A 25,088-nucleotide genomic window follows, 5' to 3' on the forward strand; every position below is an offset into this window, starting at 1 on the left:
TGAAAGGCGATGAAACCGAAGAACAAAATACAATCAAGGTTAGTGGAACTGAGTGGGCAACTACGCCCGCTCACCACTCCCCAGATGGAATGGGCGTTCAGAAATACCCACGAACATTTCGCTTACAGGCTCAAAGGCGGTAAATGCACTTGTATGGACTGCGGAGCCGAGTTTATCGAGACCCGTGACGGAAGATGTTTCTGCCCCGAGTGTGGTGCACAACTTGAAATTAAGGACACAAAGGAGCGTGTAATCAAGCAGAAATCCTACTTTGTGGTAATCACAACGAAGGAAGAGTATCAGGTGGTCAGGATGTGGATGTTGCTATCCGAAATGCGCAAGGGAGCGAAAGCCAAGCCCGCCTATCTTGAAATCGGTCAATACTGGATAGACCCGCAGGGCAGGAAAATTGTCATTGGACTGCAACGTACATTGGGCGGTTATTACTTTGACACCTTCGCCTTTTGCTCTCCATTCGAGATAAGGCGAGACAACGAAGCATTCTGGCGTATAGCAGATGAATGGGTATATCCCCGCATCAAAGTCACTGACACCATCAAGCGCAACGGGTTCAAGAACTCAACGTATCATATCCACCCCGTGACACTCTTTCAGCAGTTGCTATCCAATCCGAAAGCCGAGACACTGATGAAATCCAACGAGATAGAGTTGCTTCGCCACCTTTGCCACCACCTCGCAGATGTTGACAGGTATTGGAACACAATCAAGATAGCCAAGCGCAACGGATACAAGTTCAAGGATGTTGGAATGTGGTTCGACTACATCAAGATGCTGGAACGTATGGGGAGAGACATCAATTCACCCTCGCTGATAGCACCCCAAGACCTCAAAAACGCCCACGACATATATGTGGCAAAGGTTAACCGCCAGCGCATCAAGGAGCAGAGAGAGAAAGAGCGTCAGCAAGCCATTGAGGACAAAGCCAAGTTTGAGGAACTCAAATCCCGCTATTTCGGAATGGCGATGACTGACGGAGAGATTGAAATTCACTCAATCGACACCATCGACGATTACTATAAAATCGGAGAAAGTCAATCTATTTGTTGCGGTACAGCCAAATATTTTCTCAAAGAGAATACGCTGACCCTCACCGCCTACATCGGCAACAAGCAGATAGCCACCATCGAAATCTCGCTTGACGACTACCACATAATCCAATGCCGGGCATTTGCCAACGGAATATGCGAGTACACCGAGCAGATAGCCGGTATCATCAACGCCAACAAGAAGATGATAGCAGAGCGCAAAAGAGCATAGCCAGTGCCATATCAGCGATGAAGGTGGCGGAGCATAAGACCTCCGTCACCTTCATTTTGCCAAAAATTTCGGCCGCCCAAAGGCGGCGTTTGGGCTGTATTTATGCTTAAAAACTTCTCTACTATATGCTCGCATTCCTTTTCAGAACCTTATTGATTGTTGCTATCATTGTGTCGTGAAGAAAGACTTTCAGGTTGTTGTCATCCTTCAGGGCTATCTCTCCCTGTTCAGCGAATATCTCCAGAAGTTCCCTTTTGATTTTTGAGTATGGCTCACCGAATGGGATAAGTCGTTCATCCTCCCAATAGCGGATTACTATGTCAGCCCATAGTTCTTTCAGTGCAGCCTTCTCCTCCTTGTTGAGTTTATCGTATTTCTTATGTTCCGGCTCTACCGAAGGCATAATGTCAATGTCGGGATTGAACATATCATACTCCATGTCTCCGAACAGTTCATCATCAAAATCTTCGTCAGCAACCGGAATTTCAGTATCGATTTCGCCCCCTTTATTTTTCTTTGACATACACGCCTTGCAGATATGCTGTGCGTGTCCCTTGCCACTGAATTTCTCATTGGCTTTATACTCACCGCATATCCGGCAGTAATGTCCTTGTCGTTTCTTCTTTGCCATACACAAAATTAACGATTTATCCTCGGTTTTGTATGTCCTGCAACTGAAATATTCTCATGCAGATTTGTTCATGTCAGGAATAATAGCTATCTTTGTAATTGATAATATTTAATCAGTATTTGCGCAGATGTGAATTATTCAGATAATATGTTGTCAGTATTAGACGGTTTTGCACTGCCTGATGCGGAAGATGTGGCCCGCAAGATGGCAGATGACTTCCGCAAGAGGCGTGTGGAGCGTGGTCTGACACGGGAAACCGTGGCCGGTAAGTCAGGCGTGGCTCTCGCCAATATAACACGCTTCGAGCAGAAAGGCCTCATATCCCTGAAGAATCTGATACTCCTTGCTATCTCGATGGATTATCTGCAAGACGTGCGCGACATATTCGCCGCCCCAAAGTATTCCACAATGGAGGAACTCACGCAGATACGTAAGAATACCGGCAAGAAGAAAGCATACAACCGCAAAACCCGCACCGATGAAGAAGATTGACCGTCTTTCCGTGAAATACCACGACCGCAATGTCGGCACGATGTCACTTACACCTGACAACCGTCTTTGTGTCTTTGAATATGACAGGGAATGGCTTGCTGACGGTTTCAGCATCTCCCCGTTAGAGTTGCCGCTGAAACCGGGTATGTTCATAGCCAAGCCGACACCATTCAACGGTGATTTCGGCATTTTCGAGGACAGCCTCCCGGATGGTTACGGGCGCTATCTGCTCCATAAGGCTCTGCTACGCGAAGGTATAAATGATTCCGACCTGTCGGCACTCGATCGACTTAGCATTGTCGGCAGTGGTGGCATGGGCGCGTTGACGTATGCACCTGTTTCTAATATTGTTACAGGTGAAGAGACCGACGATTTTGATATGCTCCAGCAAAAGGCTCTTGAGGTGCTTCGGGAACGACAGGACGATGATGCCGAACTTCTGCTTTTCAACAGCGGCAACAGTGGCGGGGCAAGACCGAAAGCGGTGTTTTCCGACAGTGACGGCCACTGGCTTGTGAAGTTCCGGCACACGTATGACCCCAAGTGTATCTAACATTTGAAAAGGGACCCGGATAGCATTTGAAAAGGGGACCACCCGGGATGGGGATGCAAAGATAATTATATTTGTTGAGTCATCATTTCCTGAGTTTCTTTCATGCGGTATGATTTGCCTGTCATGTTAAGCAGTATAGCCTTGTGGGTCAGGCGGTCTACCATTGCGGTGACCAGTACTTTGTCGTCAATAATCTCGTTCCAGCGGTTGAAGGCGAGATTGGTTGTGACGACGGTCGTCTTCTTGTCGGTGCGGAGGGAGAGATGGTTAAAGAGCATCTCTGCGCCGGCCTTGTCGCAGGAGACGTATCCGAACTCATCACAGATGACCATGTCGTATCTCTCGAACTTGTTTTCCAGCGACCGGAGTGTCAAAGCGTTGCGGCACTCGCGTATCTGCGTGAGCAGTCTTGGCACGGATGTGAACAGCACCGAGTGTCCGGCATTACATGCGGCGATACCGAGAGCTGTCGCCAGATGAGTCTTGCCTGTTCCGGGATTGCCGTATAGAATGAGGTTGCGTCCGTTTTTGATGAAGTCGAGTGTCTCGAGTGTCGGGAGCGCTTTCCGGGCATCGGCGGGCAGAGCGTCGGTGTCGATTTCGTTAAGATAGCGAAGTTGCGGGAACCCTGCGTTTTTGATGCGGTGACGGCGCTGGTTTTCAGAGCGGTTCTCTTTTTCGCGCCGGAGCAGTTCGGCTGTAAACCGCCATAGGTTCCATTGTTCGTCGGCGCTCTGCTGTATAAGCAGGTCGATGTCGCGCCGCACAAGCGGGAGTTTAAGGTCGAAAGCGCATGAGCGAATGAGCTCCCGAAGTCCGTCACGGTCTGTTTCATGTATGTCTGTCATTGTCATTCAGTGTATTGGTTGTTTTTTGGGGGGGTATTCAGTCTGCCTGCGATGCGCGGGTATATTCCATAAATGATGAAAGCATGTCAAGGGTATGGCTTGCCGAACTTTCTATTTCAGCCTGTTGCGGGTCGGGAACGTTCGTTGCCGCGATATCGGCGGTTGACTGCATATGTCCTTCCGCCGAGATCATCTGAGCCTGTATCTGTTCAGATGAGAGGCGCTGGAGCCCGCGGGACGAAAGACTTGTGGCGGCACGGACGATGTCAGTGTATGCCAGATTGTTGTCGCGGGTGAACACAAGCAGTTCTATGAAGCTTCGCGGAGACTCGCGGAAGTGTTCGCGGTAAAGCGCCGCCACCGACGGATGTACCTGTTGCAGAGCCACAGACCGCCCCAGAGCGGCCGGTTTGCGCAGGAATGTACCCAGATAATGCATCAGGTCGATGACCCAGTCGCCGGAGCGTCGGCTTCGGGCATGATTGGCCACCTTGTCGCGTCCGTAAAGCACCACGATGCGCTCGGAATACAGCTTTACCGCCACCTGCGAGCCCACCAGACGGTCGGGCACAGAGTAGTGCACTCCGTCAACGGTTATCGTTGAATACTTTCCGACGCGGTACAGCCGCTGCTCGAAGCAGCCGATGTCACCGTGGTCCAACGGACGTAGCGCCGCCAGATCGGCCTGTATGCGCAGGCGTTTTTCTTCCGCCGACATGTTGGACGCCTCTGTGTTGAGCCTGTCGCAGACTGCCGCCAGATGCGTCTGCGCGGCATCCAGGGAGTCAAACCGGACCTCGAACGAGAATGCACGACGCCGGATATATTCCACCGAACGTTCCACCTTGCCTTTTTCCCATCCCGAGCGAGGGTTGCAGAAATGGGGTGTGAAACAGTAGTGTACCTCCATGCGCAGCAGCGCATCCGTGTGCTCGCGGTCGCGCCCGAGGAACTTCTTTACGGCGGTACGCATGTTGTCATAGGCCATCACGCGCGGGGTGCCCCCCAACTCCCGGAAGCAGTTGCGGTGGGCTTCCATAAGAGCCAGGGTATCTTCGCGCGAAAACAGATATGCCTTGCGCATATTGCTGTGGTCGAGGGTGAATACCGCCATGTGAAGGCGAGTCCTGACTCCACCGATCCACAGGGTAAGCACGCCCCAGTCGAACTCGCAACGGAATCCAGGCTCATAGTCCTGACGGATATATGCCTTTGCAGGCTTTTCTTGCGACTTCGGCGCTGCCTCCAGCGCACGGACATACTGACATACTGTGGAATAGGCGATACGCACGCCATCGTCCTGAAGACGTCGCCACATATCGAGCTTGCGCATCTGCTGCTTGTGCAATCCGGCAGCGACGTTCTCCCGGTTGCGGGCGATAAAACCATCGATGCGACGGCGGACATCATCGGTCACAACACGCCTGACGCGTCCGCTGCTGTCATACTTCGGCCTGGTCAGCAGATAATCGTCAACCTCCCGCTCTGTCGGTGACGGGCCGGCCTCTCTCTCGAACTCGCGCAGATACTTGCGCACGGTCTTGCGGCTCATGCCGTTGCGGCGCGCTATCTCGCGGATGCTCATCCCCTCGCGGCGATGAGACAGAATAATGGATGTTTTTTCCTCCATGTGTAGCATTTTGTGGAATCGTTGATGTCGTTCTTTCTAATCAACGATATCCGGTTGAACTTACCCATGGGGTGGGTCCCTTTTCAATTGCTCTACCTGGGTCCCTTTTCAAATGTTAGATGCAGCTCTTGCCTTGGCGAAAGCCTTCCTCTAATTGCAGACGTTGTTGGTCTGTCAGTTGTATAACTTTGATTTTTGCGATAGCGATGTGTCTTTATGTGTTTACACAAAGATACGCAAAAAAATTGATATAAACTAATTTTCAACATCTACTTACCTTTGCAAATAGATATCATACAGACTATTATATGGATAAATTCAATCTCTATATAGATAAAATTGATTTGAACTTTTGGCGCGAACTATGCACCAAAGAGGGTAAGTTACGCTCATACAAAAAAGGTGAATATTTTCTTCATCGTGGAGAAACCACAAAATGTGTATGGGGATTCATTAAACACGGATATTTCAAGTATTCTGTGATAGACTCAGAGGGTAATATTCATATTACCGGATTTTCATTTTGTGATACTCCGATAGGTGATTATTCAAGTCTGGTGATGAATACTCCTGTTGCAGCAGATATTATAGCGGCAAAGGATTCTGAAGTTTATGTATGTAACCGAAACATTGTGGATGAACTATTCGAGAAAGAACCTAAGCTGCATAGTGCTATATCGGACGGATTTTTCATTCAGGCATACGATAGTTTTCTGAATATGTATCGTCTGTCTGCAAAGGAACATTATATCCATTTATTAAGGTGTTGCCCTGATATACTGCAAAACATCACACTTAAAGAATTGGCATCTTATCTGCAAATAACGCCAACATATCTTAGCCGTATTCGCAAGGAGATTACTTTTGGAGAGAAATAGCATCTCCGAAAAAATACCCTTCTGTGCAACTCTCAACTTAGTTTGAGAGTTGTTTCGTTTAATGCCCGTAACTTTGCACTGATTATAACAACCAAAAAAAGTAATATGAACCAACTTAAATTCTGGCATATAGCATTGCTGCTAAGCATATGGTCACTGACAAGTTGCAGTGATGATAATAACGAAAATGAAGCGATTACTCCGTTCTGTCTTGGAGATACTTACTATGAGGTAAGATTAGGACAAGAAACTAACAGCATCTACATAACAAATGGTAGTGGGGATATTAGTTTGGCGATAGAAGATGAAAATATTTTGCAAGCCACTTATAATGGCAAGTTATATGCAGACAAGCCGGGAGGTGTTGTCTCTTTGTTCGGAAAACAGAAAGGAAGTACCATGCTGTCCATTATAGACAATATGACAGGAGATAAAGAAACTATTGAAGTGAAAGTAACAGATTGCTACCTTGCATACGTTATCAATGACAGCAACTACCCGATATTGCCGGCAGGCACCACACTCTTTTTAGTGAACAATCAAGCTCAGGACTACTATCTGTTCGACCAAGATAACATATATAACAAGCCTATACTAAAAGACAGCGGTTACGAGTTCTTCATCACGCAGAATGCCGACACAGGTGCGGCACCCACTAAATACGCTATTCCCAACTTACGCTTAAACAAACACAATCCCGCTGATGCTGGAACTACTGCGTCGAAGTTCTATGATTTCCAAATAGAACTGTATGGCGAAGAAGCCAGTTCTTCGTACGTGCTACAAGTCATTCAAGCCTACTTAGGCGTCGATTGGGAAAGGCTTATAAACAATGCTTTGACCAAATCACCTGCTCCCATAGATATGACTATGATATTGACCGTTCCTGATACAGACTATCGAATAAGAGGAATAATAAGCTTTGTATCCATTCCGAAATACATATTGGATTGATAGATTTCTTGTAATCAACTGAATTCGTATGATGCAGTTACGCAAAATTAAAGTACTTACATTTTTCTTCCTATCGTTCGTTTGCTCCCAAACGACTGTTTATGGGCAAATGATTAGCGGTAAAATAATAGATGCCGAACAACTACCGATAGACGGAGCGACTATTATTCTGCAAGCGATGGATTCGACCTATATAGCCGCATCCATCTCTAATACTGACGGTATATTCGTTTTTAATAGCCAACAGGAAGAATACCGTTTGATAATACAACACATTTTATATGAAACCAAACAAATGGCAGGTAAGGGAAATGATGTCGGAACTATTCAACTTCAACCTAAAGACTATGCTTTGGATGAAATTATTATAAAGGCAGAACGTCCTTTTGTTAAAGTGAAGAATGGACTTTTAGGGTATAATCTTGCTGTCCTTACCCAAAATCAACTTGTAAACAATGCTTATGAAGCATTGACAAAGATACCGGGAGTACAAGAAGAGAGAGGAATACTGACTTTGGCAGGAGCCGGGAAACTGACGATTATTCTAAATGGCAAACCAACAACAATGGATGCCGGACAACTTGAAACGATTTTGCGCAATACTCCGGTTAATCGTGTGGAAAAAGTGGAAGTGATGTACAGTGCGCCTCCTGAATATCATGTACGGGGCGCGGCTATTAATGTTGTTTTAAAGCGTTCAAACGACTACTCTTTTCAGGGTGAGATAAGTGCTGACTATAAAAACCAATACTTCAATGACGGGGGAATGAACGGGAACTTTCGGTTGTCAACTCCTAAAATGGCTTTTGATGTAATGTATGGAGTAAATAACGTAAAAAAAATGGAGTACATAGACCTTGATTCCAAGCATACGCTAAAAGAAGAACTCCATTCTATCACACAAAATGAACAGTTGCGCAGCAAGTATTGGAAGCATGACCTTAGAGCCGCTTTTGAATATAATTTCAACGATAAAAACAATATCAATATTGCCTACACAGGTAGTTATACCCCTGACCAATATAATAACAGCCGGACATCAGGCAATTACCAAACCGGTAATGTTGATAAATATATTGACAATCAAATGCACAATGTCACATTGCAATATCATTCAGGATTCGGTCTTGAAATAGGAGGTGACTATACCTATTATACTTCCAATAATAATCAATGTTTACATACTGATTATCAAAATGGAAATCAGAGTAGTTTCTCTATGGTTGGCGGACAAAAGATAGACCGCTATTCTATTTATGTAGACGGGAAACACTCTTTATCCAAAGGATGGAATTTGGGTTATGGAGTTTCCTATCGATTTGCCAAAGATCTTGATTTCCAAACTTACGATAAAGTGACAGGTGACATTCAAACACAAAATACATATTCCAATCTGAGAGAACAAACTGCCAGTTTTTATGTGTCGTTGAGCAAAAACTATGCAACAGGTACATCTTTATCCGTTTCTGCTACAGGAGAGTATTATACGATTGGCAATTATCATAAATGGGCAGTCTTTCCACAAGCATCATTGACCTATTTTAAAACACCGGAACATCTGTTTCAATTGTCATTATCTACGGATAAAACCTATCCAAGTTATTGGGATATGCAGTCTTCCGTCAGTTATCTTAATGGATATACAGAATTGTGGGGTACACCGAATTTGAAGCCGATGACGAATTATAATCTGAATGGAAGTTATATCTTCATGAAGAAGTATATTTTCAGTCTGTTTTTCACGCATACATCGGATTATTTCACACAAGCCGCCTATCAATCTACCGACAGGCTGGCACTGATCTATAAAAATACAAACTGGAACTATATGCAGCTATGGGGAGCAAATATCATAGTACCCTTTAAAGCAGGAAACTGGCTGGATTCCCGATTCTCCTTAGTCGGAATGCAAATGCACCAACGCTGTGATGATTTTTTCGACATTCCTTTCAATCGGAGGAAATGGGTATTTAGCGGCACATTGGATAACACGTTTAAAGTAAACAAGAATTTATCTTTCGAGTTGATAGGGAATGTACAGACTCCTGTCATACAAGGGACATTTGATATAGAATCTATTTTTAATCTCACTGCCGGATTAAAATGGAATTTTGCAAATGACAAATTGAGTTTATCAGCCCGTTGCAATGACATATTTGATACAGGAATGCCTGCAACAAAAGTCCGCTTTAAGGGGCAACACTTGGATATGAACAGCGGATTTTATTCACGTTCATTTACTTTGCATTTCAGTTATTGTTTTGGCGGATATAAGAAAAAGGAGATAAAAGGAATAGATACATCAAGATTCAGATACTAATTCAAAAATGATATGAGGACATTGTTGCTAACTCTGAGTGTTTTATGCTTATACTCATGCTCATATAAAACTTCTCTGATTACCTATCGAAATGGATATGTATTTAACACCCAGGGTAAAATGATTGGAAACTATTCCAATGGCTATATTTTCACCGAAAATAAAATACTCATAGGATATTACTTCAATGGATATATTTGTGATGATAATCACAATATTATAGGAAACTATGCAAATGGATTTGCAAAAATTGGAAAAACAAAATAATTAATTTTTTTCTGTCAATATCATAGATGTAAACATACAGTGAAACATCTTCAGAAAGCGGTCGCTTTCGGCTATACACTTATTGCATTGTTAATCGGATGTATTGCCTACACTTGGCATCATGAATGGCAGGAAGTGGAAGCATTGGAGGTTGGCAATCGACGTATAAATGAATTCAGGAAGGATGTAAACCGTATTCATATCCGACTGATAGAGTTCTCTTTGTTGGGAGAAACTATATTGGATTGGGACGAAACAGATTTGGAGAATTACCATGCCCAACGTATTGCATTGGACAGTATATTATGCAGTTTCAATGTAACTCACAAAATTGAGCGTGTTGACAGCGTGCGCAGTCTTTTGGAGTATAAGGAACGGCAGATATTCCAGATTGTCCGGTTAATGGATGAGCAACAATCCATCAACAGGAAGATAGCCAGCCAAGAACCGGTGATTGTGCAGAAGATTGTGCAGGAACAGCCCAAGAAACCGAAGCGCAAAGGATTCTTGGGCATATTCGGTAAAAAAGAGAAAACGAAGCCATTGACAACAACGACTACGCTTCGTTCTCCCGATAGAAACATGGTCAGCGAACAGAAAGCACAAAGCCGTCGGTTGTCGGAACAAGCCGACAGTCTTGCGGCTCGTAATGCCGAACTTAACAGACAACTGCGAGGATTGATTTGCCAAATCGAAAAGAAGGTACAATCTGATTTACAAAGCAGGGAAGCCGAGATAACCGCCATGCGTGAAAAATCATTTATGCAGATAGGCGGCTTGATGGGATTTGTCCTTTTGCTGTTGGTCATTTCTTATATCATCATACACCATGATGCAAAGAGCATCAAACGATACAAACGCCAGACAACGGATTTGATAGGGCAATTGGAACAGTCCGTGCAACAAAATGAGGTACTCATAACCTCCCGAAAGAAAGCGGTATATACTATTACCCACGAGTTGCGTACACCGCTGACGGCAATAACAGGCTATGCCGAACTGTTGCAAAAAGAGTGCAGCAATGGGAACAATGTGCATTTCCTTCAAAGCATACAACAATCCTCCGACCGTATGCGGGCTATGCTCAACACTCTGCTGGACTTCTTCCGCTTGGATAACGGCAAGGAACAGCCCAAAATGCAACCTTGCAGAATTTCAGCAATCACGCACATCCTTGAAACGGAGTTCATGTCCGTTGCCATGAACAAGGGACTGTCCTTGACCATGAAGAACGGGAATGATGCTGTTGTATTGACCGACAAAGAGCGAATAGTTCAAATCGGTAACAACCTGCTGTCAAACGCCATCAAGTTCACAGAGAAAGGTGGTGTGTCACTGACTTCCGACTATACCAACGGAGTGTTGACACTGACCGTCGAGGACACCGGTACGGGCATGACCGAAGAGGAACAGCACCATGTGTTCGACGCATTTGAACGCCTCTCAAATGCCGCCGCAAAGGACGGTTTCGGACTTGGACTTGCCATCGTTCATAATATCGTGACGATGCTTCATGGAAAAATCAGACTGAACAGTGAAAAAGGGAAAGGAAGCCGTTTCATGGTGGAAATACCGATGCAAAAAGCTGATGATGTGCCGGAGCAAGTAATACAGACGTATATTCACAGAAAAGACAGAAACCTCAATGTCATCGCCATCGACAATGACGAGGTGTTGCTCCTGATGCAGAAAGAGATGTACGCCCAAGAGGGAATACACTGCGATACTTGCACCGATGCGGCGGAACTGATGGAGATGCTACGCCGGAAAGAATATAATCTGCTGCTGACAGATTTGAATATGCCCGGTATAAACGGTTTCGAGTTGCTGGAACTTCTGCGTTCGTCCAACGTGGGCAATTCACAGATAATCCCCGTGGTCGTGGCAACCGCTTCGGGCAGTTGCGATGCGGAGGAACTTTTGGCAAAAGGCTTTGCCGGATGCCTGTTCAAGCCGTTCTCCATATCGGAGCTGATGGAGGTCTCGGACAAGTGCGGCATAAAAGAAACTCTGGACGGAAAGCCGGACTTATCCACCTTGCTGTCATACGGCAATGAGGCCGTCATGCTGGAGAAACTGATAACGGAAACTGAAAAGGAAATGCGCTTGATGCAGGATGCGGCAACGCGAAACGACCTGCAAGAACTTGATGCCTTGACACACCACTTGCGTAGCTCGTGGGAGGTACTCCGTGCCGACCAACCGCTGAGGGAACTTTACGGATTGCTTCATGGAAAGGCTATACCGGAAGAAAGTGAGTTAAGCCATGCTGTTACCGCAGTATTGAATAAGGGCGCGGAAATAATCCGGCTGGCAAAAGAGGAAAGGAGAAAATACGAAAATGGATAAGACCAGAATAATCGTGGTGGAGGACAACATCGTGTATTGCGAATATGTCTGCAACCTGCTGGCACGGGAGGGCTACCATACCGTGAAAGCTTACCACCTATCGACAGCGAAGAAACATCTGCAACAGGCAACGGATAATGACATAGTAGTTGCCGACCTGCGCCTGCCTGACGGCAACGGTATAGACATGCTGCGTTGGATGCGCAAGGAAGGAAAGATGCAGCCGTTCATCATCATGACCGACTATGCCGAAGTACATACTGCCGTGGAGAGCATGAAACTCGGTTCGATAGACTATATACCTAAAAAACTGATAGAGGACAAACTCATTCCACTTCTCCGTTCCATACAGAAGGAGCGTCAGATGGGACACCGCCGTATGCCCGTGTTCGTCCGTGAAGGTTCCGCCTTTCAGAAAATCATGCATCGCATAAGGTTGGTAGCCGCTACCGATATGAGTGTGATGATATTCGGAGAGAACGGCACGGGCAAGGAGCATATCGCCCATTACCTACACGACAAGAGCAAACGTGCGGGCAAACCCTTCGTGGCGGTTGACTGCGGTTCACTCTCAAAAGAACTTGCGCCGTCGGCATTCTTCGGACACGTCAAGGGAGCGTTTACAGGTGCAGACAGCACCAAGAAAGGGTATTTCCATGAAGCGGAAGGTGGCACGTTGTTTCTGGACGAGGTGGGCAACCTCGCGTTGGAAACCCAACAGATGTTGCTCCGTGCCATACAAGAGAGACGTTATCGCCCGGTCGGTGACAATTCGGACAGAAGTTTCAATGTCCGCATCATCGCCGCCACCAACGAGGATCTGGAGGCGGCAGTGAGTGAAAAGCGTTTCCGGCAGGATTTACTCTACCGTCTGCACGACTTCGTGATAAGCGTGCCGTCGTTGCGTGACTGTCAGGAAGACATTATGCCGTTGGCAGAGTTCTTCCGTGAGATTGCCAACAAGGAACTGGAGTGTAATGTGGGCGGATTCAGTCCCGAAGCCCGTAAAGCATTGCTGATCCACACATGGCCGGGCAACGTGCGGGAACTTCGGCAGAAAATCATGGGTGCGGTATTGCAGGCGCAAGAAGGTGTTGTAACGAAAGAGCATCTGGAACTTGCCGTGACGAAACCGACCTCACCCGTCAGTTTCGCCCTGCGCAATGATGCAGAGGATAAGGAACGGATAATGCGTGCGTTGAAACAAGCGAACGGCAATCGGAGCCTTGCCGCCGAACTGTTGGGAATAAGCAGGTCGGCACTATACAGTAAACTTGAAGAGTATGGACTTAAATATAAATTCAAGCAACCATAGCCGATTTTATTGAATTTGACTATCTGCAAAGGTTTATTATTCAAAAAATAATATTACCTTTGCATTTAGGAAAAGCGTTCTTTTGAATTACTGCAAAACGAAGTGAAACACAGAATTTCGCTGTTTTCTAAATCGTTACCTGTCAAGCTGCAAAAATTTGCAAGTGCTTGAATTTTAGCAAGAAAGAAAATTTGATATGTCTTGCAAGGTGAAACGTAATGTTCTTGTCGATGCCGCACACGGTGGCGAGTTCTTTCAGATAACTGTTGGTGCGCTGATTCGATATGACAGGAAGGACATGCCCGTCTGTGCATTGGCCCTTGTACTTCTCGATTATCGCGAGGGGATAATCAAGAAGTGGCACGTTGACGGCAACGCCGGTTTTCTGGCGATGGGTCATAATCCATTTTGACCCGTCAAAAGCCTCCTTGATGTCGCTCTCCATGAGATTGGCCACATCAATGTATGCCAGCCCGGTGAAGCAAGCGAACAGAAACATGTCTCTCACATGGTCGAGACGAGGAATGGGAATCACCTTTGAGGCGATACGGTCAAGCTCGTCAGTGGTCAGGTAGCCACGGTCCACTTCCTCCTTCTTGACCTTGTAGTTGAGAAACGGATCCTTGAATATCATGCCGTTGTTCTTGGCGTAAAGAACAATCATGCGGAGAGTCTGAATGAACTTGGCGGTAGTGTTCACACCGCACTTTGACACCCGGCGGAGATAACTCTCGTAGTCCACGATAAATTCGTAGGAGAGTTCACGCAGGGCAATGTCGGTGATGTTGTAGGTCTCCTTCATGAATTCCTGAAGGCGACGGTAGCCGCGCTCGTATTTGCGGTAGGTCTCTCGGCTCTTACTTACATCTACGAGTTTTTCAGCGTTGTCCAGCCATTTCTTGAAAATCTCCATCAGAGTCTCGGCGCGGGCCGAGATACCGAGATAGGCGTTCTTGACCTTTTCGAGGGTCACTATCTCGTCACGTCGCTCCATTTCCTGAATATGGAAAAGGATGGCGGCTCTTATCTCTGCGAGGAAATCGTTGAGCTGATTCGCCTTCTTTGTCTTTCCTCTCATCTTGCCGGCCTCAGTGTCCCAGTCGCCGACTGCACAGGTCGCCTTGGTAGAAATCTGTGCTGCTTCCTTGTTGACGGTGAGACGGAGGAAAATTCCCGACTCTCCGTTCTTGTTGACCACGTTCTTCCTGAGGAAAAAGGAGGTCTTGTAATTGGTTCTTACCATACCTTTTGGATTTGAGAATTGTGCAACTTGCTGGGTACAGTTCAAAGTGCAACGGAAGAGGGTTCATTGTCTCTGCTCTTTGATAATGTCCCCGGGTTCCGGGTACATAGTACCATGTGCAAAATTACGGGTTAAAAATCAGGTTGGCGAAGACTTGTGTCCGACTAAATTGCGACTTTTCAGATACTTATGAGGGGCACTGTTGCAATTGGCAGTTTTACTGTTGCATTTTCGGTTTCTGCAACGATTTTTGCAACGGATATGCAACGTCATAGGGTCTGAAAGGGTCGTTTTCGAGTCGTTTTACTGTCGCAATTAACAATTCTTAACAATGGGGTTGGTAAGATAAAAGCCTGTAACTTTGATAGTTACAGGCTTTTTCTGGTGATGTACGTGGGTACATTCGCGGAAAGACAGGGATTCGAACCCTGGGTACCCGTAAGGGTACAACGGTTTTCGAGACCGTCCCGATCGACCACTCCGGCATCTTTCCTTAGTCGATAATTGTAGATGCTTCTGATGGATATCTCTGCGAGCACCGGATTGGGTAACAATGCAGACTATCCTTATGTCGCTCCCGACAAGATGTATTCCTCAAAAGCGCCACAAAATTACTGTTTTTTTTTTTGCCAACCAAATGTTACGAACGAATTATTTGCTGAAACCATAAAATTTTACGGTCGTTCATAGCACATCTATAACGTACCGCACTTTAAACCAAGGCATTACCTTGCCGCCCGGTTATGCTCTATATATTCATCTATCGTATAGTTGATGAAATCGTTGAAGCGTCGGGCCTGACGGATGGCAGGACGCAGGGCCTCGGGCAAATCGGGACGGAGCATAAACTCCTCAGAAAGCTGCTTGGAAGAGCAACAGAAATCCTTAGGACGCACATAATTGATGTACTCCCAATCCTTCGGAAAGCCTTTTGGAGCTGTCTTTAGCATATTTTCACCAATGGTATGATACTGAGCACGGAATTCATCCGACTCGACAATCGAGCGGTATTCATCGATTTCGTCATATATGCTGCGGCGTATCTCCCTCACAAGTGGCGATGGTAGGCATACTGTGCCAGCTGCCACAAAACAGTTGTCGGGTTCGATATGGAGGTAATAGCCGCAGCGCATCGACTTCTTTCCGGCAGGCGGATTGATGAATATCCCGATATGAGTCTTATATGGCGTCTTGTCGGATGAAAAACGCGTGTCGCGGTATATGCGGTAGGTGCAGTCGGCGGCTGTGAGACCCGAGGCCGACGGGTCGCCCTCGGCCACAACGGCAATCAAATCATAAGCGAGAGACTCAACATGCTTCTTGACCCGCTGATACCAATCCTTGTTGGCGTTGAACCAGTCTCTGTCGTTATGCGCCCTCAATGAGCGCAAGAAGTTTAGTATATCTTCCATGCCATTTCCTTTATATTATCATGCGAGATTGCGGCGCACGCGGGCAAGATACTCGGCCATTGCAGTTGAATCGCGACGTTCGACAATCGACTGTAGTTCAGACAGCTGCTCGCGTATCTTCTCAAGCTGGCGCGGGGTGTTGGGATTGAAAAGGATCTCACTCAGCAGGTAATCATCCTCGCTCATGAGTCCGTCGGCAATCGATTTGTGGCGCTTGAAAGTAGTGCCGGGAGCCGACTGATGCTTCATGCATCCGGCAAACACCAGTGTAGAGGCAAAGGGGATTGACAGTGAATAGGCAATCGTCTCGTCATGTTCGCTGAATGTGTACTCCTCGATGTGGAGATGCAGCTCGTTGTACAAATCTTTGAAAAACACTTTTCCGAGGTGGTCGCTCTCGCTTATGATAATTGCGTTCTCATTGCCGAGATTGCTTAGCGAGGCAAATGTTGGTCCAAACATCGGATGAGTCGACACGAACGGATGGCCACATGCGGCGTAGAACTCAGGCAGGCCGGTCTTTACCGAGGCTATATCGCTGAGAATACATCCTTTGGGCACGTGAGGGAGCACGGCCTTGAAGGCATCTATAGTATATTTCACCGTAGCGGCATTAATCACCATGTCGGGAGCGAACTCGTCGACCTCGTCAAAACTGCTGAAACGCCGGCAGTTGAATGTAAATAACAGCCGTCGTGGGTCGGTGTCGATAATTGCCACCTCATGTTTGCCGGAAAGGATGTCGCAAAAGAACGACCCCATCTTTCCAGCACCTATTATCAGTATCTTCATTTCATTAAATTTATGCGGCCGATATACACTGTCAACGTGTACGGTCGTTGAATATTTCAATCTGCTGGCGCACGGATTCCTCGTGAATAGCAGACAGGACGTTGCGCATGAATTCGCCCGACATGCCCATCTCCTCGGCCAGACGTGCGCGGCTCTGCATGATTTCGTCGTGGCGGCCAATCTGAAGCACAGGCATGCGGTGTTCCTTCTTATACTGACCAATTTCGCGCGACACGCGCATGCGCTTGTTGAGCACTTCAAGGAGCTCGTTGTCAAGCTCGTCAATCTGCTGTCGGAGCAGGGTCAGGCTTTCGGTAGTCACGGTAGCGTCGCGTAGCACGAGTGTGTTAAGTATGAAATTGAGTACTTCGGGAGTGACCTGCTGGGCCTTGTCGCTCCAGGCGCAGTCGGGGTCGCAGTGGCTCTCGATTATGAGTCCGTCGAATCCCATGTCGAGGGCCTGTTGCGAGAGAGGTGCCACCAGTTCGCGTTTTCCGCCTATATGGCTCGGGTCGCACACGAGGGTAAGATTTGGGAATCGGCGGCGCAACTCGATGGGGATGTGCCATTGCGGCATGTTGCGGTAGAGATGTTTGCCATATGCGCTGAATCCGCGGTGGATGGCGCCCAGACGGTGTATACCGGCATTGTACAGGCGCTGGAGCGCGCCTATCCATAGCTCAAGGTCGGGATTTACAGGATTCTTCACCAGTACGGGAACATCCTTGCCGGCCTCCTGCAGAGCATCGGCAATCTCCTGCATGGCAAAAGGATTTGCCGAGGTGCGGGCGCCTATCCACAATATGTCGACTCCGGCGGCGAGCGCGTCCTCTACATGCTGACGTGTGGCCACCTCGGTAGCCGTCAGCATTCCGGTCTCCTCCTTCACTTTGGCGAGCCACGGGAGGCCTTCACGGCCCACTCCCTCGAAACCACCGGGCTTGGTGCGCGGTTTCCATATGCCGGCGCGGAATATCTTCACCCCGTTGCGGGCAAGTTCGCGTGCTGTCGAAAGCACCTGTTCTTCAGTCTCGGCGCTGCATGGGCCGGCGATAATAATGGGGTGCATGCCCCCTTTTTCTTCAGGCAGAATAGATTGTAAGTCAGTCATTTTATGCTGTTTTATATGTTTCTTCGATACGTTTCAGGGCCTCGGCGAGCTTCTCCTCGGTAGCGCATAGGGAAATGCGCACATAGCGGTCGCCGTTTGAGCCGAATATGAATCCCGGAGTGATGAATACCCTTGAGCCGTAGAGCACACGGTCGGCAAGCGTTTCCGACGACGCCTCACCTTGAGGGATACGCCCCCAGAGGAATAGTCCGCGCTGATGCGGGTCAAACTCGCAACCGAGCGCCTTCATAATCCGTTCGGCAATGAGCCGCCGGCGAGCGTAGGTCTCGTTGAGTCCGGCATACCACTCATCAGGGGCATCAAGTCCCTTGACCGCGGCAAGCATAAGCGGGCGGAACTGTCCGGAGTCGATATTGCTCTTGACCTTGAGCACCCACTGGATAAACTGTGGATTGGAAGCGAGCATGCCTACGCGCCATCCGGCCATGTTGTGGCTCTTGCTCATCGAGTTCATCTCGATGGCCACATCCCTGGCTCCATCCACCTGCAACAGGCTCAGTGGATTGTCGTTGAGGATAAAGCTGTAGGGGTTGTCGTGGGCAATCACTATGCCATGGCGGCGGCCGAAGTCGACAATCTTCTCAAAGAGGCCAACTGACGCGGGAGTGCCGGTAGGCATATGTGGGTAATTGATCCACATGAGTTTAATGCGGTCGAGCGGCAAGCGCTCCAGAGCCTCGAAGTCGGGCATCCAGCCACCATCTTCCGTGAGGTCGTAGTTGAAAATCTCGGCGCCGACAAGGCGGCTCACCGAGGTATAGGTAGGATAGCCGGGGTTGGGCACAAGCACTCCGTCGCCTGGATTGAGAAAAGCGAGCGACACATGCAGTATGCCCTCTTTCGAGCCAATAAGCGGCTGAATCTCAGTGTCTGGATTCAGCTCCACACCATAATGACGCGAGTAGAAACGGCTCATCGCACGCCGCAGCTCGGGAATGCCGACATAAGGCTGGTAGCTGTGTGCGCCAGGCTTGCGGGCCTCTTCGCAAAGGGTGTCGATTACCTCGGCCGACGGCATACGGTCGGGGCCCCCTATGCCAAGCGATATTATGTCGCGTCCCTCGGCATTGAGGCGAGCCACTTCGCGCAGCTTGCGCGAGAAGTAGTATTCCTGTATTTCCGACACACGGCCGGCGGGTTGTATATCTTTCATTGTTTCGGTTTTATGCAGTATTTGTTGGATTCACACCTCGTTTTTGCAAGCGTTGTATTCGCCGAGGATACGCAGGTCGTTGGTAAGCGGACGCACGGCGTCGACGGCCTGGCGATAGCGCGAATAACTGTCAAACTCAAGGTCGATATAGAAACGGTATTCCCACTCGCGTCCGAGTATGGGCATCGACTGGATTTTGGTGAGATTGATATCGTAGAACGACAGGATGGTCAGCACCTTGGACAGAGCGCCCTTGTCGTGGGGAAGGGTGAACACAACCGACGATTTGTCGATAAACCTCTCGGACGGGCGCTCCTCTCCGGCAATCAGCGGATCGGCCAGTATGAGAAAGCGGGTGAAATTGCGCTTGTTTGTCTCAATGCTCCGCTCAAGTATGTTAAGTCCATAAAGATTGGCGGCATACTCGCCACACACGGCTGCATGTCCGGTAAGGCCTTTTTCGGCAATCTCCTTGGCGCTGCCGGCAGTGTCGAATGTCTCGATCATCTTCATGTTGGGATGACGCAACAGAAACTGCTCGCACTGCAGCAATGCCATCGGATGGGAGTTGACCTCGGTGAGCTCGTCGATGGTCTGTCCGGGGAGAGCGGCAAGAGTGTGGGATATGCGCATCTTGTATTCACCGACAATCTGCATGTTGGACGCCCTGAGCAACTCGTGGTTCTGGAGTAGAGAGCCTGCTATGGTGTTCTCGATAGCCATTATGCCAAGCAGCGAAGCATCGGCGGCGAGAGTGTCGAACATCTCCTGAAAACTGTCGCACTGGATGGTGTCGATCTCCTCGCCGGCGAAATAGCCGCGGGCGGCAGCGTCGTGGTAACACCCCGCCACCCCCTGTATTGTGATACGCTTGGGGCGGCGGCCCGCAATATGTAGTCTGTCGGAGGTAATCATATGTCGGTTATATAACAAAATTCCCGCTCGCCTCGTCGTTGAGGAGCGGGAATTTCTATGGTGATGTTTTATTATTTGCTTATCATTAAGATTTTGCGCATGCCACTACCCGCTTCAATTTCCGTTGAAATAGAAGTAAGAAAAATAGTATGCGTAAAATCGAGTCATCATAATTAGTTTGCTTTGACTCGACAAATTTATAGCAAACTTTTCAATCACGCAATATTTTTGCGATAAAACTTTCATTTCTCCAAACAAAATGCTCAAAAATCCTCAAATATTACTAAAATATCCCAATTCCCCACTCACAGCGCCCTTGCGCACGACAGACGTATATCTCTACGATTGGAGACTGCTCACTGCGTATCTCCCCGTGACATCGCCATACGCTCAGCCCAAGGACACAACTTCATTGCATATATACCTGTGTGCAACTCATTGGGCACACTTACTTGCATCAGCATATCACATTGCATGCATATGAACATATCTTTGCGCAACCTTTTTGTGCGTTACAAAAAAGTTAACCTCGGAGTTGCAATACTCTAAAAGATTTTACGTACCTTTGCACACACAAAATAGACAACCTACATTGCCACAATAGCTCAGTCGGTAGAGCATTTCATTCGTAACGAAAAGGTCCGGGGTTCGAACCCCCGTTGTGGCTCAAACGTAAGAAACTAAAAAAACAACCGGTTAATTTGGCTTTTTTATTATATAACATAGCCAAATTTTTCAAAAATAAAACTATCTCAACACAAAAAGCCATTAATTTTAATACGTACTCAATGTTGTTGAGATTTGCCATATCCTAAACTGCTACGCATACCGAGGTAATTGCGGTGGCGATAATAGCAGCCGTTAAAACAATTTTGAACATACATGATTAAACTTTTACCCCGATGTAAGACCGTGACGGTTAAAGAGTCGGGGCTTTTCGTTTACCTTTTACAAGTTTGCAAAATTTGTGCTATCTTTTGCGGGTGTTAAGCCGATTCGGGGACACGGTTGTTAAACCGCATTAATGCTTTTGTACCCTAGGCATTAGCGACGGAGTAAATTTAACCGCCCATTTGCCCACCTTTAAACTATTTCAATTCTCATAGTTGAACGGCTCGCCGCAACTGGTTAAATAAGCTGGAAAGCAGCTGCATTACTTCACAACCTTAACCGTTGCCCGCTACTACGGTTCGGGGGTCTTTTTAAGAAATAAAAATCTGCAACCACACGTCTGTCATATTATATGATGTTGCTTCACATAGATTCATAGATTCATAGATTCACAACTTCAAACATATTCGGATGTTCAATATATGTTAGATATTTGCAGGCAATGCTCGGGTTCAACTGACTCCGGCTCTTAGTTCTTTCTGCTACCGGATATTCTGCTAATAAAATATTTAACAGCTATTTTCTGCATTGGTGTTTGCGTCTCCATTTGCGTTCCCATTCGTCAATTGCGTTCTCTCGTTCTTGTTTCGCAATAGCATCAATATAAGTTTTTTCGTCGTTTCTTCGGCTTTTGCTTGGTAGTTTACAACCACCTATTATCCAACACATCAGACAATATCCACATAGAACTATCGCAGAGCATACTATAAAAGCGGTTATGAAACCCGGGCATACGCAAATAACTATGAAAATAATGAGTATCGCCCAAATAATTATTCCAAGCATGATTGTAATTTTTAAGTATTCGCTAAGTTATTGAAATATTTTGAAATTCAGTTATTGCGACCAATAAACCTATCACGATGAAGCAGCAACTTCATTTTTTCGTAAAATAACTACATTACTGATTGATAAAACACAAAGTCTATCGGCTAAAAAAGAGCTTATTTCAGACCAAGGTCTGAGGTAAGCTCTTTTTAATGTTCAAGAATTTGAGGTTAACACATCAACTGTCAATAGCAGATGTACGAAAGCCATTAAGCAGACAAGTGGTTGCAAACACCCGACAGAAGACAGCGTAGGCTCTACATCATCGGCCACTGACAGTAGGGTCAGCGGGCGGAGGAGGCACGGCAGATAGGGGTGAGCGCGCCGGTGTCGGTATTGATGATGTAGCCGCCTACGGTCACGTCCGCAGCCATCAGGGGATGATTGCGGATAAGATCGACGGTCTCGCGCACGGCGAGCTCGGTATCGTCAAAGCCGTGTAGCCATGCCTCCAGGTCAATACCGCAATGTTTCATCAGCGAGATATGTTCGTCATCGACCCCGCGTGAGCGCATAGCATCGAGCATATGATGGGGATTCATACCCTGCACACCGCAGTCGGTATGGGCTATGACCATTATCTCTGTAACACCAAGCTCATATACGGCCACCAGCAGCGAGCGCATGGTCGAGTCAAACGGGTTGGTGATTGTGCCGCCTGCATTCTTTATCATCTTGACATCGCCGCCACGGATGCCGAGAGCCGCCGGGAGCAGTTCGACCAGGCGAGTATCCATACATGTGACAATGGCAATTCCCTTGTCAGGATATTTGGATGTGGCAAATCGGCGCGCGCCATCCTCCTGTATAAACTGCGCATTATGGCGCAGCATTTCTTCTATTATCATGGATAAATGAGTTTTGTGTAATTCAGTGCCCCAAAATTACTATATTTTTTGTTTCCGGCCTACCCTCCCGCACCCCAATTTGTATAACATTTTTTCATATTCCTTTTGTTAATTTTCGCTAAAATACGGCGAATGATTAGTGGCCCGGCATACCTTTGGTTGTAAAACCTGACAGCAACGCGAAACACAGCCGCGGTTTGCAACCAACCAATCAATTTGTTTTACAAACCTTATTCCTTTCTTTTCTACATCCCCTGATACCAGCCATGGGACACCGTAATAAAGATAAAAGCAACAGACATGCCCGATTCGAGCGCATGCACACCATGTACTGCGGACGTATTTACAACTTTGTGTTGAAAATAACCCACGGTAACGCATACATGGCTGAAGAGATTACTCAGATTGTATTCATGAAACTCTGGGAAAAATTCGATACCGTCTCCGACAGCGAAAGTCTGAAAAGCTACATGTTTTCGATTGCGCGCAACACTTTGCTTAACTATCTGAAACACGAGACCATCGAATACATCTACTACAACTATCTCAGAGATGTATCTCACGAAGACCACACGACACAAGATGCAATCGATTCAGCTTTTCTCAACCAATATGTGTCAACACTTATTGACGAGCTGCCGCCGGTAAGGCAGAAAGTATTCAAGATGAGCCGAATACAATATCTTACCAACCGACAGATTTCCCAAGCCCTCGGCATCTCGGTAAGCACAGTCGAGACACACCTCACACTTGCACTGAAATTCATGCGCCAGGAGCTCAAACGACGTTACGGCATAATATGTGATTTCATAATAATCGCGACAATGCTATCATGCCATATCTAAATATCACCGTCCAACACAATACCGACAATGGAAGATAAAGATGACATACAGACGCTTGTAGAGAAGTATCTCGACAACAGAGCCACTCTGTCAGAGCGGGCAAGAATCGACTCGTGGATTGAGGAAAACGAAGAGCTTAACCACTGGCTGGCAGCACGCATTGAAAACAGCGATTCCACAATCGAGCCACAGCTTAGAGAACGCCTTAATGCAGGCATATACAGTCTATATGATGCTGACCACACCAATGATATCGAGTCAAATAGCCTAATGGAAGACTCTCATTCCGACAAGAGACATAATATCTGGCCTCTTGCCGTAGCCGCATCAATAATCATAATTGCTGCCATTACCGGAATACTTCTGCTACGGAACGATGCTCCAAGATATTCCATACCACTTACCGTAAGCACCAATGCCGGCGAACGCTCCCATATAATCCTGCCTGACGGCTCGTCGCTCACTCTTAACAACAAAACCGAAGTAAAGTACCACTACGACGACACACTGAAGGAACGCTCTCTCACCCTATCAGGAGAAGCCGCCTTTGACATTGCTACCGACCCTGAGCATCCATTCGTAGTGACATGCGACGGTTTGCGAATAGAGTGCCGCGGCACGTCGTTCAATGTCAAAGGCTATCCAGATGAAGACAATATAACTGTGGTATTAAGCGACGGAGTAATTACCGCAAGCACACCCAACCAGTCGATAAAAATGAAACCCGGGAACAAGGTAAGCTACGACAAACATACCCGTAATCTGCAATCGACCATGGTCTACGCTGACGACTATACCGAATGGATTTCCGGATGCAGCCGATTCAACGACGACCGCCTTGATGACATACTGCGCTCAGTGTCGCGCTACTACGGCGTGACCATCAACATCATAACACCATCGTTGCGCGACGTGCGTCTGTCAGGCAGCCTCGGTCGAAAATCTCTTGAAGAAACCCTTGGAATAATCGCCACTGCGGCAGATGCCAAATACATACTGGAGTCAGATTCGACAATATGCTTCTACAGACAGCCTTGATAAAGAGAATACCAACATAATCTTACTAACCTCATAAACCAATCCCCATGTCAAAAAACAAGTATCTCAACTTGCTGGTCATCATGCTTATGACCGTATGCCTGACAGCATGCAGCGACGATGACGACAAGATATCCGAACCAACATTCAGTCATATCACAATCACTCCGGAAAAGGAAATATACCATGTTGGCGACATTGTCACATGCTCAATCAACCGTACATCACCCGGCATCGGCGACCTGCGCGACACATCCTATTGGTGGTACACATCATGGTGGTTTACCGACTCTGAGATGAAAGCCGACTTCCAGGAGTTCTCCGACGACAACGTCAACACCTCCTCCCCTATTACCCTAACAACTCCCGGACGGGTGACACTGTATTTCTTCGGACGTCTCGAATACCCACATTGGGACTGGCGCAAAATAGAAATAGGCCGCACAATCACCGTAGTGGAATAATTTTCTCACTAA

General features: G+C 47.2%; 22 protein-coding genes and 2 tRNA genes. 13 read left to right on the top strand and 11 right to left on the bottom strand.

The genetic code is table 11. The features are described 5' to 3' along the window. Positions 1 to 9 precede the first annotated feature (9 nt). Entirely contained in the window at positions 10 to 1,278 is a 1,269-nt protein-coding gene (locus ADH68_RS02125; protein WP_068959994.1) for a PcfJ domain-containing protein, read from the top strand. A 121-nt stretch (positions 1,279 to 1,399) separates the two neighbouring features. On the opposite strand, the gene ADH68_RS02130 is transcribed toward ADH68_RS02125, so the two are convergent. After that, positions 1,400 to 1,909: a hypothetical protein gene (locus ADH68_RS02130; RefSeq protein WP_084273924.1), complete on the bottom strand. Its 510-nt coding sequence runs from the start codon at positions 1,907 to 1,909 to the stop codon at positions 1,400 to 1,402. Between the two features lie 147 nt (positions 1,910 to 2,056). On the opposite strand from ADH68_RS02130, the gene ADH68_RS02135 reads away from it, so the two are divergent. Then, positions 2,057 to 2,401 carry a helix-turn-helix domain-containing protein gene (locus ADH68_RS02135; protein WP_068959993.1) on the top strand — a complete coding sequence of 115 codons (345 nt, stop codon included), beginning with the start codon at positions 2,057 to 2,059 and terminating at the stop codon, positions 2,399 to 2,401. After that, on the top strand, positions 2,388 to 2,954 hold the full coding sequence (locus tag ADH68_RS02140; protein ID WP_084273923.1) for a HipA N-terminal domain-containing protein: 567 nt from the start codon (positions 2,388 to 2,390) through the stop codon (positions 2,952 to 2,954). Before ADH68_RS02135 ends, ADH68_RS02140 begins: the two co-directional genes overlap by 14 nt. A 65-nt stretch (positions 2,955 to 3,019) precedes the next feature. On the opposite strand, the gene istB is transcribed toward ADH68_RS02140, so the two are convergent. Both istB and istA read right to left on the bottom strand, forming a co-directional pair. Continuing rightward, positions 3,020 to 3,802 carry an IS21-like element helper ATPase IstB gene (gene istB, locus ADH68_RS02145; RefSeq protein ID WP_068961956.1) on the bottom strand — a complete coding sequence of 261 codons (783 nt, stop codon included), beginning with the start codon at positions 3,800 to 3,802 and terminating at the stop codon, positions 3,020 to 3,022. A 37-nt stretch (positions 3,803 to 3,839) separates the two neighbouring features. Then, positions 3,840 to 5,441, bottom strand: a complete 1,602-nt coding sequence (istA, locus tag ADH68_RS02150; RefSeq protein ID WP_068959738.1) for an IS21 family transposase — start codon at positions 5,439 to 5,441, stop codon at positions 3,840 to 3,842. A gap of 299 nt (positions 5,442 to 5,740) precedes the next feature. Between istA and ADH68_RS02155 the strand changes: the two genes are divergently transcribed. The 6 genes from ADH68_RS02155 to ADH68_RS02175 all read left to right on the top strand — a co-directional run bounded on the left by ADH68_RS02155 (position 5,741) and on the right by ADH68_RS02175 (position 13,515). Continuing rightward, positions 5,741 to 6,310: a Crp/Fnr family transcriptional regulator gene (locus ADH68_RS02155; protein WP_027201740.1), complete on the top strand. Its 570-nt coding sequence runs from the start codon at positions 5,741 to 5,743 to the stop codon at positions 6,308 to 6,310. 105 nt (positions 6,311 to 6,415) lie between these two features. Next, positions 6,416 to 7,264 carry a hypothetical protein gene (locus ADH68_RS02160; protein ID WP_068959992.1) on the top strand — a complete coding sequence of 283 codons (849 nt, stop codon included), beginning with the start codon at positions 6,416 to 6,418 and terminating at the stop codon, positions 7,262 to 7,264. A gap of 28 nt (positions 7,265 to 7,292) precedes the next feature. Then, positions 7,293 to 9,584, top strand: a complete 2,292-nt coding sequence (locus ADH68_RS02165; protein ID WP_034502598.1) for a TonB-dependent receptor domain-containing protein — start codon at positions 7,293 to 7,295, stop codon at positions 9,582 to 9,584. A gap of 120 nt (positions 9,585 to 9,704) precedes the next feature. Next, a complete protein-coding gene (locus ADH68_RS13865) occupies positions 9,705 to 9,851 on the top strand; it encodes a hypothetical protein (RefSeq protein WP_157517392.1) in 147 nt (48 codons plus the stop codon). A 39-nt stretch (positions 9,852 to 9,890) separates the two neighbouring features. Next, positions 9,891 to 12,200: a hybrid sensor histidine kinase/response regulator gene (locus ADH68_RS02170; RefSeq protein WP_027201743.1), complete on the top strand. Its 2,310-nt coding sequence runs from the start codon at positions 9,891 to 9,893 to the stop codon at positions 12,198 to 12,200. After that, entirely contained in the window at positions 12,193 to 13,515 is a 1,323-nt protein-coding gene (locus tag ADH68_RS02175) for a sigma-54-dependent transcriptional regulator (protein ID WP_027201744.1), read from the top strand. Before ADH68_RS02170 ends, ADH68_RS02175 begins: the two co-directional genes overlap by 8 nt. Positions 13,516 to 13,657: 142 nt before the next feature. Here the strand turns inward: ADH68_RS02175 and ADH68_RS02180 are convergent, their stop codons facing one another. The 7 genes from ADH68_RS02180 to ADH68_RS02210 all read right to left on the bottom strand — a co-directional run bounded on the left by ADH68_RS02180 (position 13,658) and on the right by ADH68_RS02210 (position 20,162). Further along, the gene (locus ADH68_RS02180) at positions 13,658 to 14,758 is read right to left on the bottom strand and encodes a site-specific integrase (protein ID WP_068959991.1); all 1,101 of its coding nucleotides are present in this window, start codon (positions 14,756 to 14,758) and stop codon (positions 13,658 to 13,660) included. 406 nt (positions 14,759 to 15,164) lie between these two features. After that, positions 15,165 to 15,251: transfer RNA gene (locus ADH68_RS02185), tRNA-Ser, on the bottom strand. A gap of 232 nt (positions 15,252 to 15,483) precedes the next feature. Continuing rightward, positions 15,484 to 16,170 carry a DUF2461 domain-containing protein gene (locus ADH68_RS02190; protein ID WP_068959990.1) on the bottom strand — a complete coding sequence of 229 codons (687 nt, stop codon included), beginning with the start codon at positions 16,168 to 16,170 and terminating at the stop codon, positions 15,484 to 15,486. A gap of 18 nt (positions 16,171 to 16,188) precedes the next feature. Continuing rightward, positions 16,189 to 16,962 (bottom strand): prephenate dehydrogenase, encoded by a 774-nt coding sequence (locus ADH68_RS02195; protein WP_068959989.1) that lies wholly within the window; start codon positions 16,960 to 16,962, stop codon positions 16,189 to 16,191. Between the two features lie 31 nt (positions 16,963 to 16,993). Beyond that, positions 16,994 to 18,073, bottom strand: coding sequence for a bifunctional 3-deoxy-7-phosphoheptulonate synthase/chorismate mutase type II (locus tag ADH68_RS02200; RefSeq protein WP_068959988.1), 1,080 nt, complete (start codon positions 18,071 to 18,073; stop codon positions 16,994 to 16,996). Position 18,074: 1 nt separating this feature from the next. Further along, positions 18,075 to 19,265 carry a pyridoxal phosphate-dependent aminotransferase gene (locus ADH68_RS02205; protein WP_394364978.1) on the bottom strand — a complete coding sequence of 397 codons (1,191 nt, stop codon included), beginning with the start codon at positions 19,263 to 19,265 and terminating at the stop codon, positions 18,075 to 18,077. 12 nt (positions 19,266 to 19,277) lie between these two features. Then, complete coding sequence (locus ADH68_RS02210; protein ID WP_068959986.1) at positions 19,278 to 20,162, bottom strand: prephenate dehydratase; 885 nt, start codon at positions 20,160 to 20,162, stop codon at positions 19,278 to 19,280. 594 nt (positions 20,163 to 20,756) lie between these two features. On the opposite strand from ADH68_RS02210, the gene ADH68_RS02220 reads away from it, so the two are divergent. After that, a tRNA-Thr gene (locus ADH68_RS02220) sits at positions 20,757 to 20,829 on the top strand. 1,336 nt (positions 20,830 to 22,165) lie between these two features. Here the strand turns inward: ADH68_RS02220 and ADH68_RS02225 are convergent. After that, a complete protein-coding gene (locus tag ADH68_RS02225) occupies positions 22,166 to 22,726 on the bottom strand; it encodes a beta-class carbonic anhydrase (RefSeq protein WP_068961975.1) in 561 nt (186 codons plus the stop codon). A 269-nt stretch (positions 22,727 to 22,995) separates the two neighbouring features. Here ADH68_RS02225 and ADH68_RS02230 point away from each other — a divergent pair, with 269 nt between their 5' ends. Genes ADH68_RS02230 through ADH68_RS02240 form a run of 3 tightly spaced genes read left to right on the top strand, consistent with a single transcriptional unit; the run spans position 22,996 to position 25,076 of the window. After that, positions 22,996 to 23,574, top strand: a complete 579-nt coding sequence (locus ADH68_RS02230) for an RNA polymerase sigma-70 factor (protein WP_068959985.1) — start codon at positions 22,996 to 22,998, stop codon at positions 23,572 to 23,574. Positions 23,575 to 23,601: 27 nt separating this feature from the next. Continuing rightward, positions 23,602 to 24,612, top strand: coding sequence for a FecR family protein (locus ADH68_RS02235; RefSeq protein ID WP_068959984.1), 1,011 nt, complete (start codon positions 23,602 to 23,604; stop codon positions 24,610 to 24,612). Between the two features lie 47 nt (positions 24,613 to 24,659). Next, positions 24,660 to 25,076, top strand: a complete 417-nt coding sequence (locus ADH68_RS02240) for a hypothetical protein (RefSeq protein ID WP_068959983.1) — start codon at positions 24,660 to 24,662, stop codon at positions 25,074 to 25,076. Positions 25,077 to 25,088 lie beyond the last annotated feature (12 nt).

Origin of the sequence: Muribaculum intestinale (assembly GCF_002201515.1) — a bacterium.
Classification (GTDB): domain Bacteria; phylum Bacteroidota; class Bacteroidia; order Bacteroidales; family Muribaculaceae; genus Muribaculum; species Muribaculum intestinale.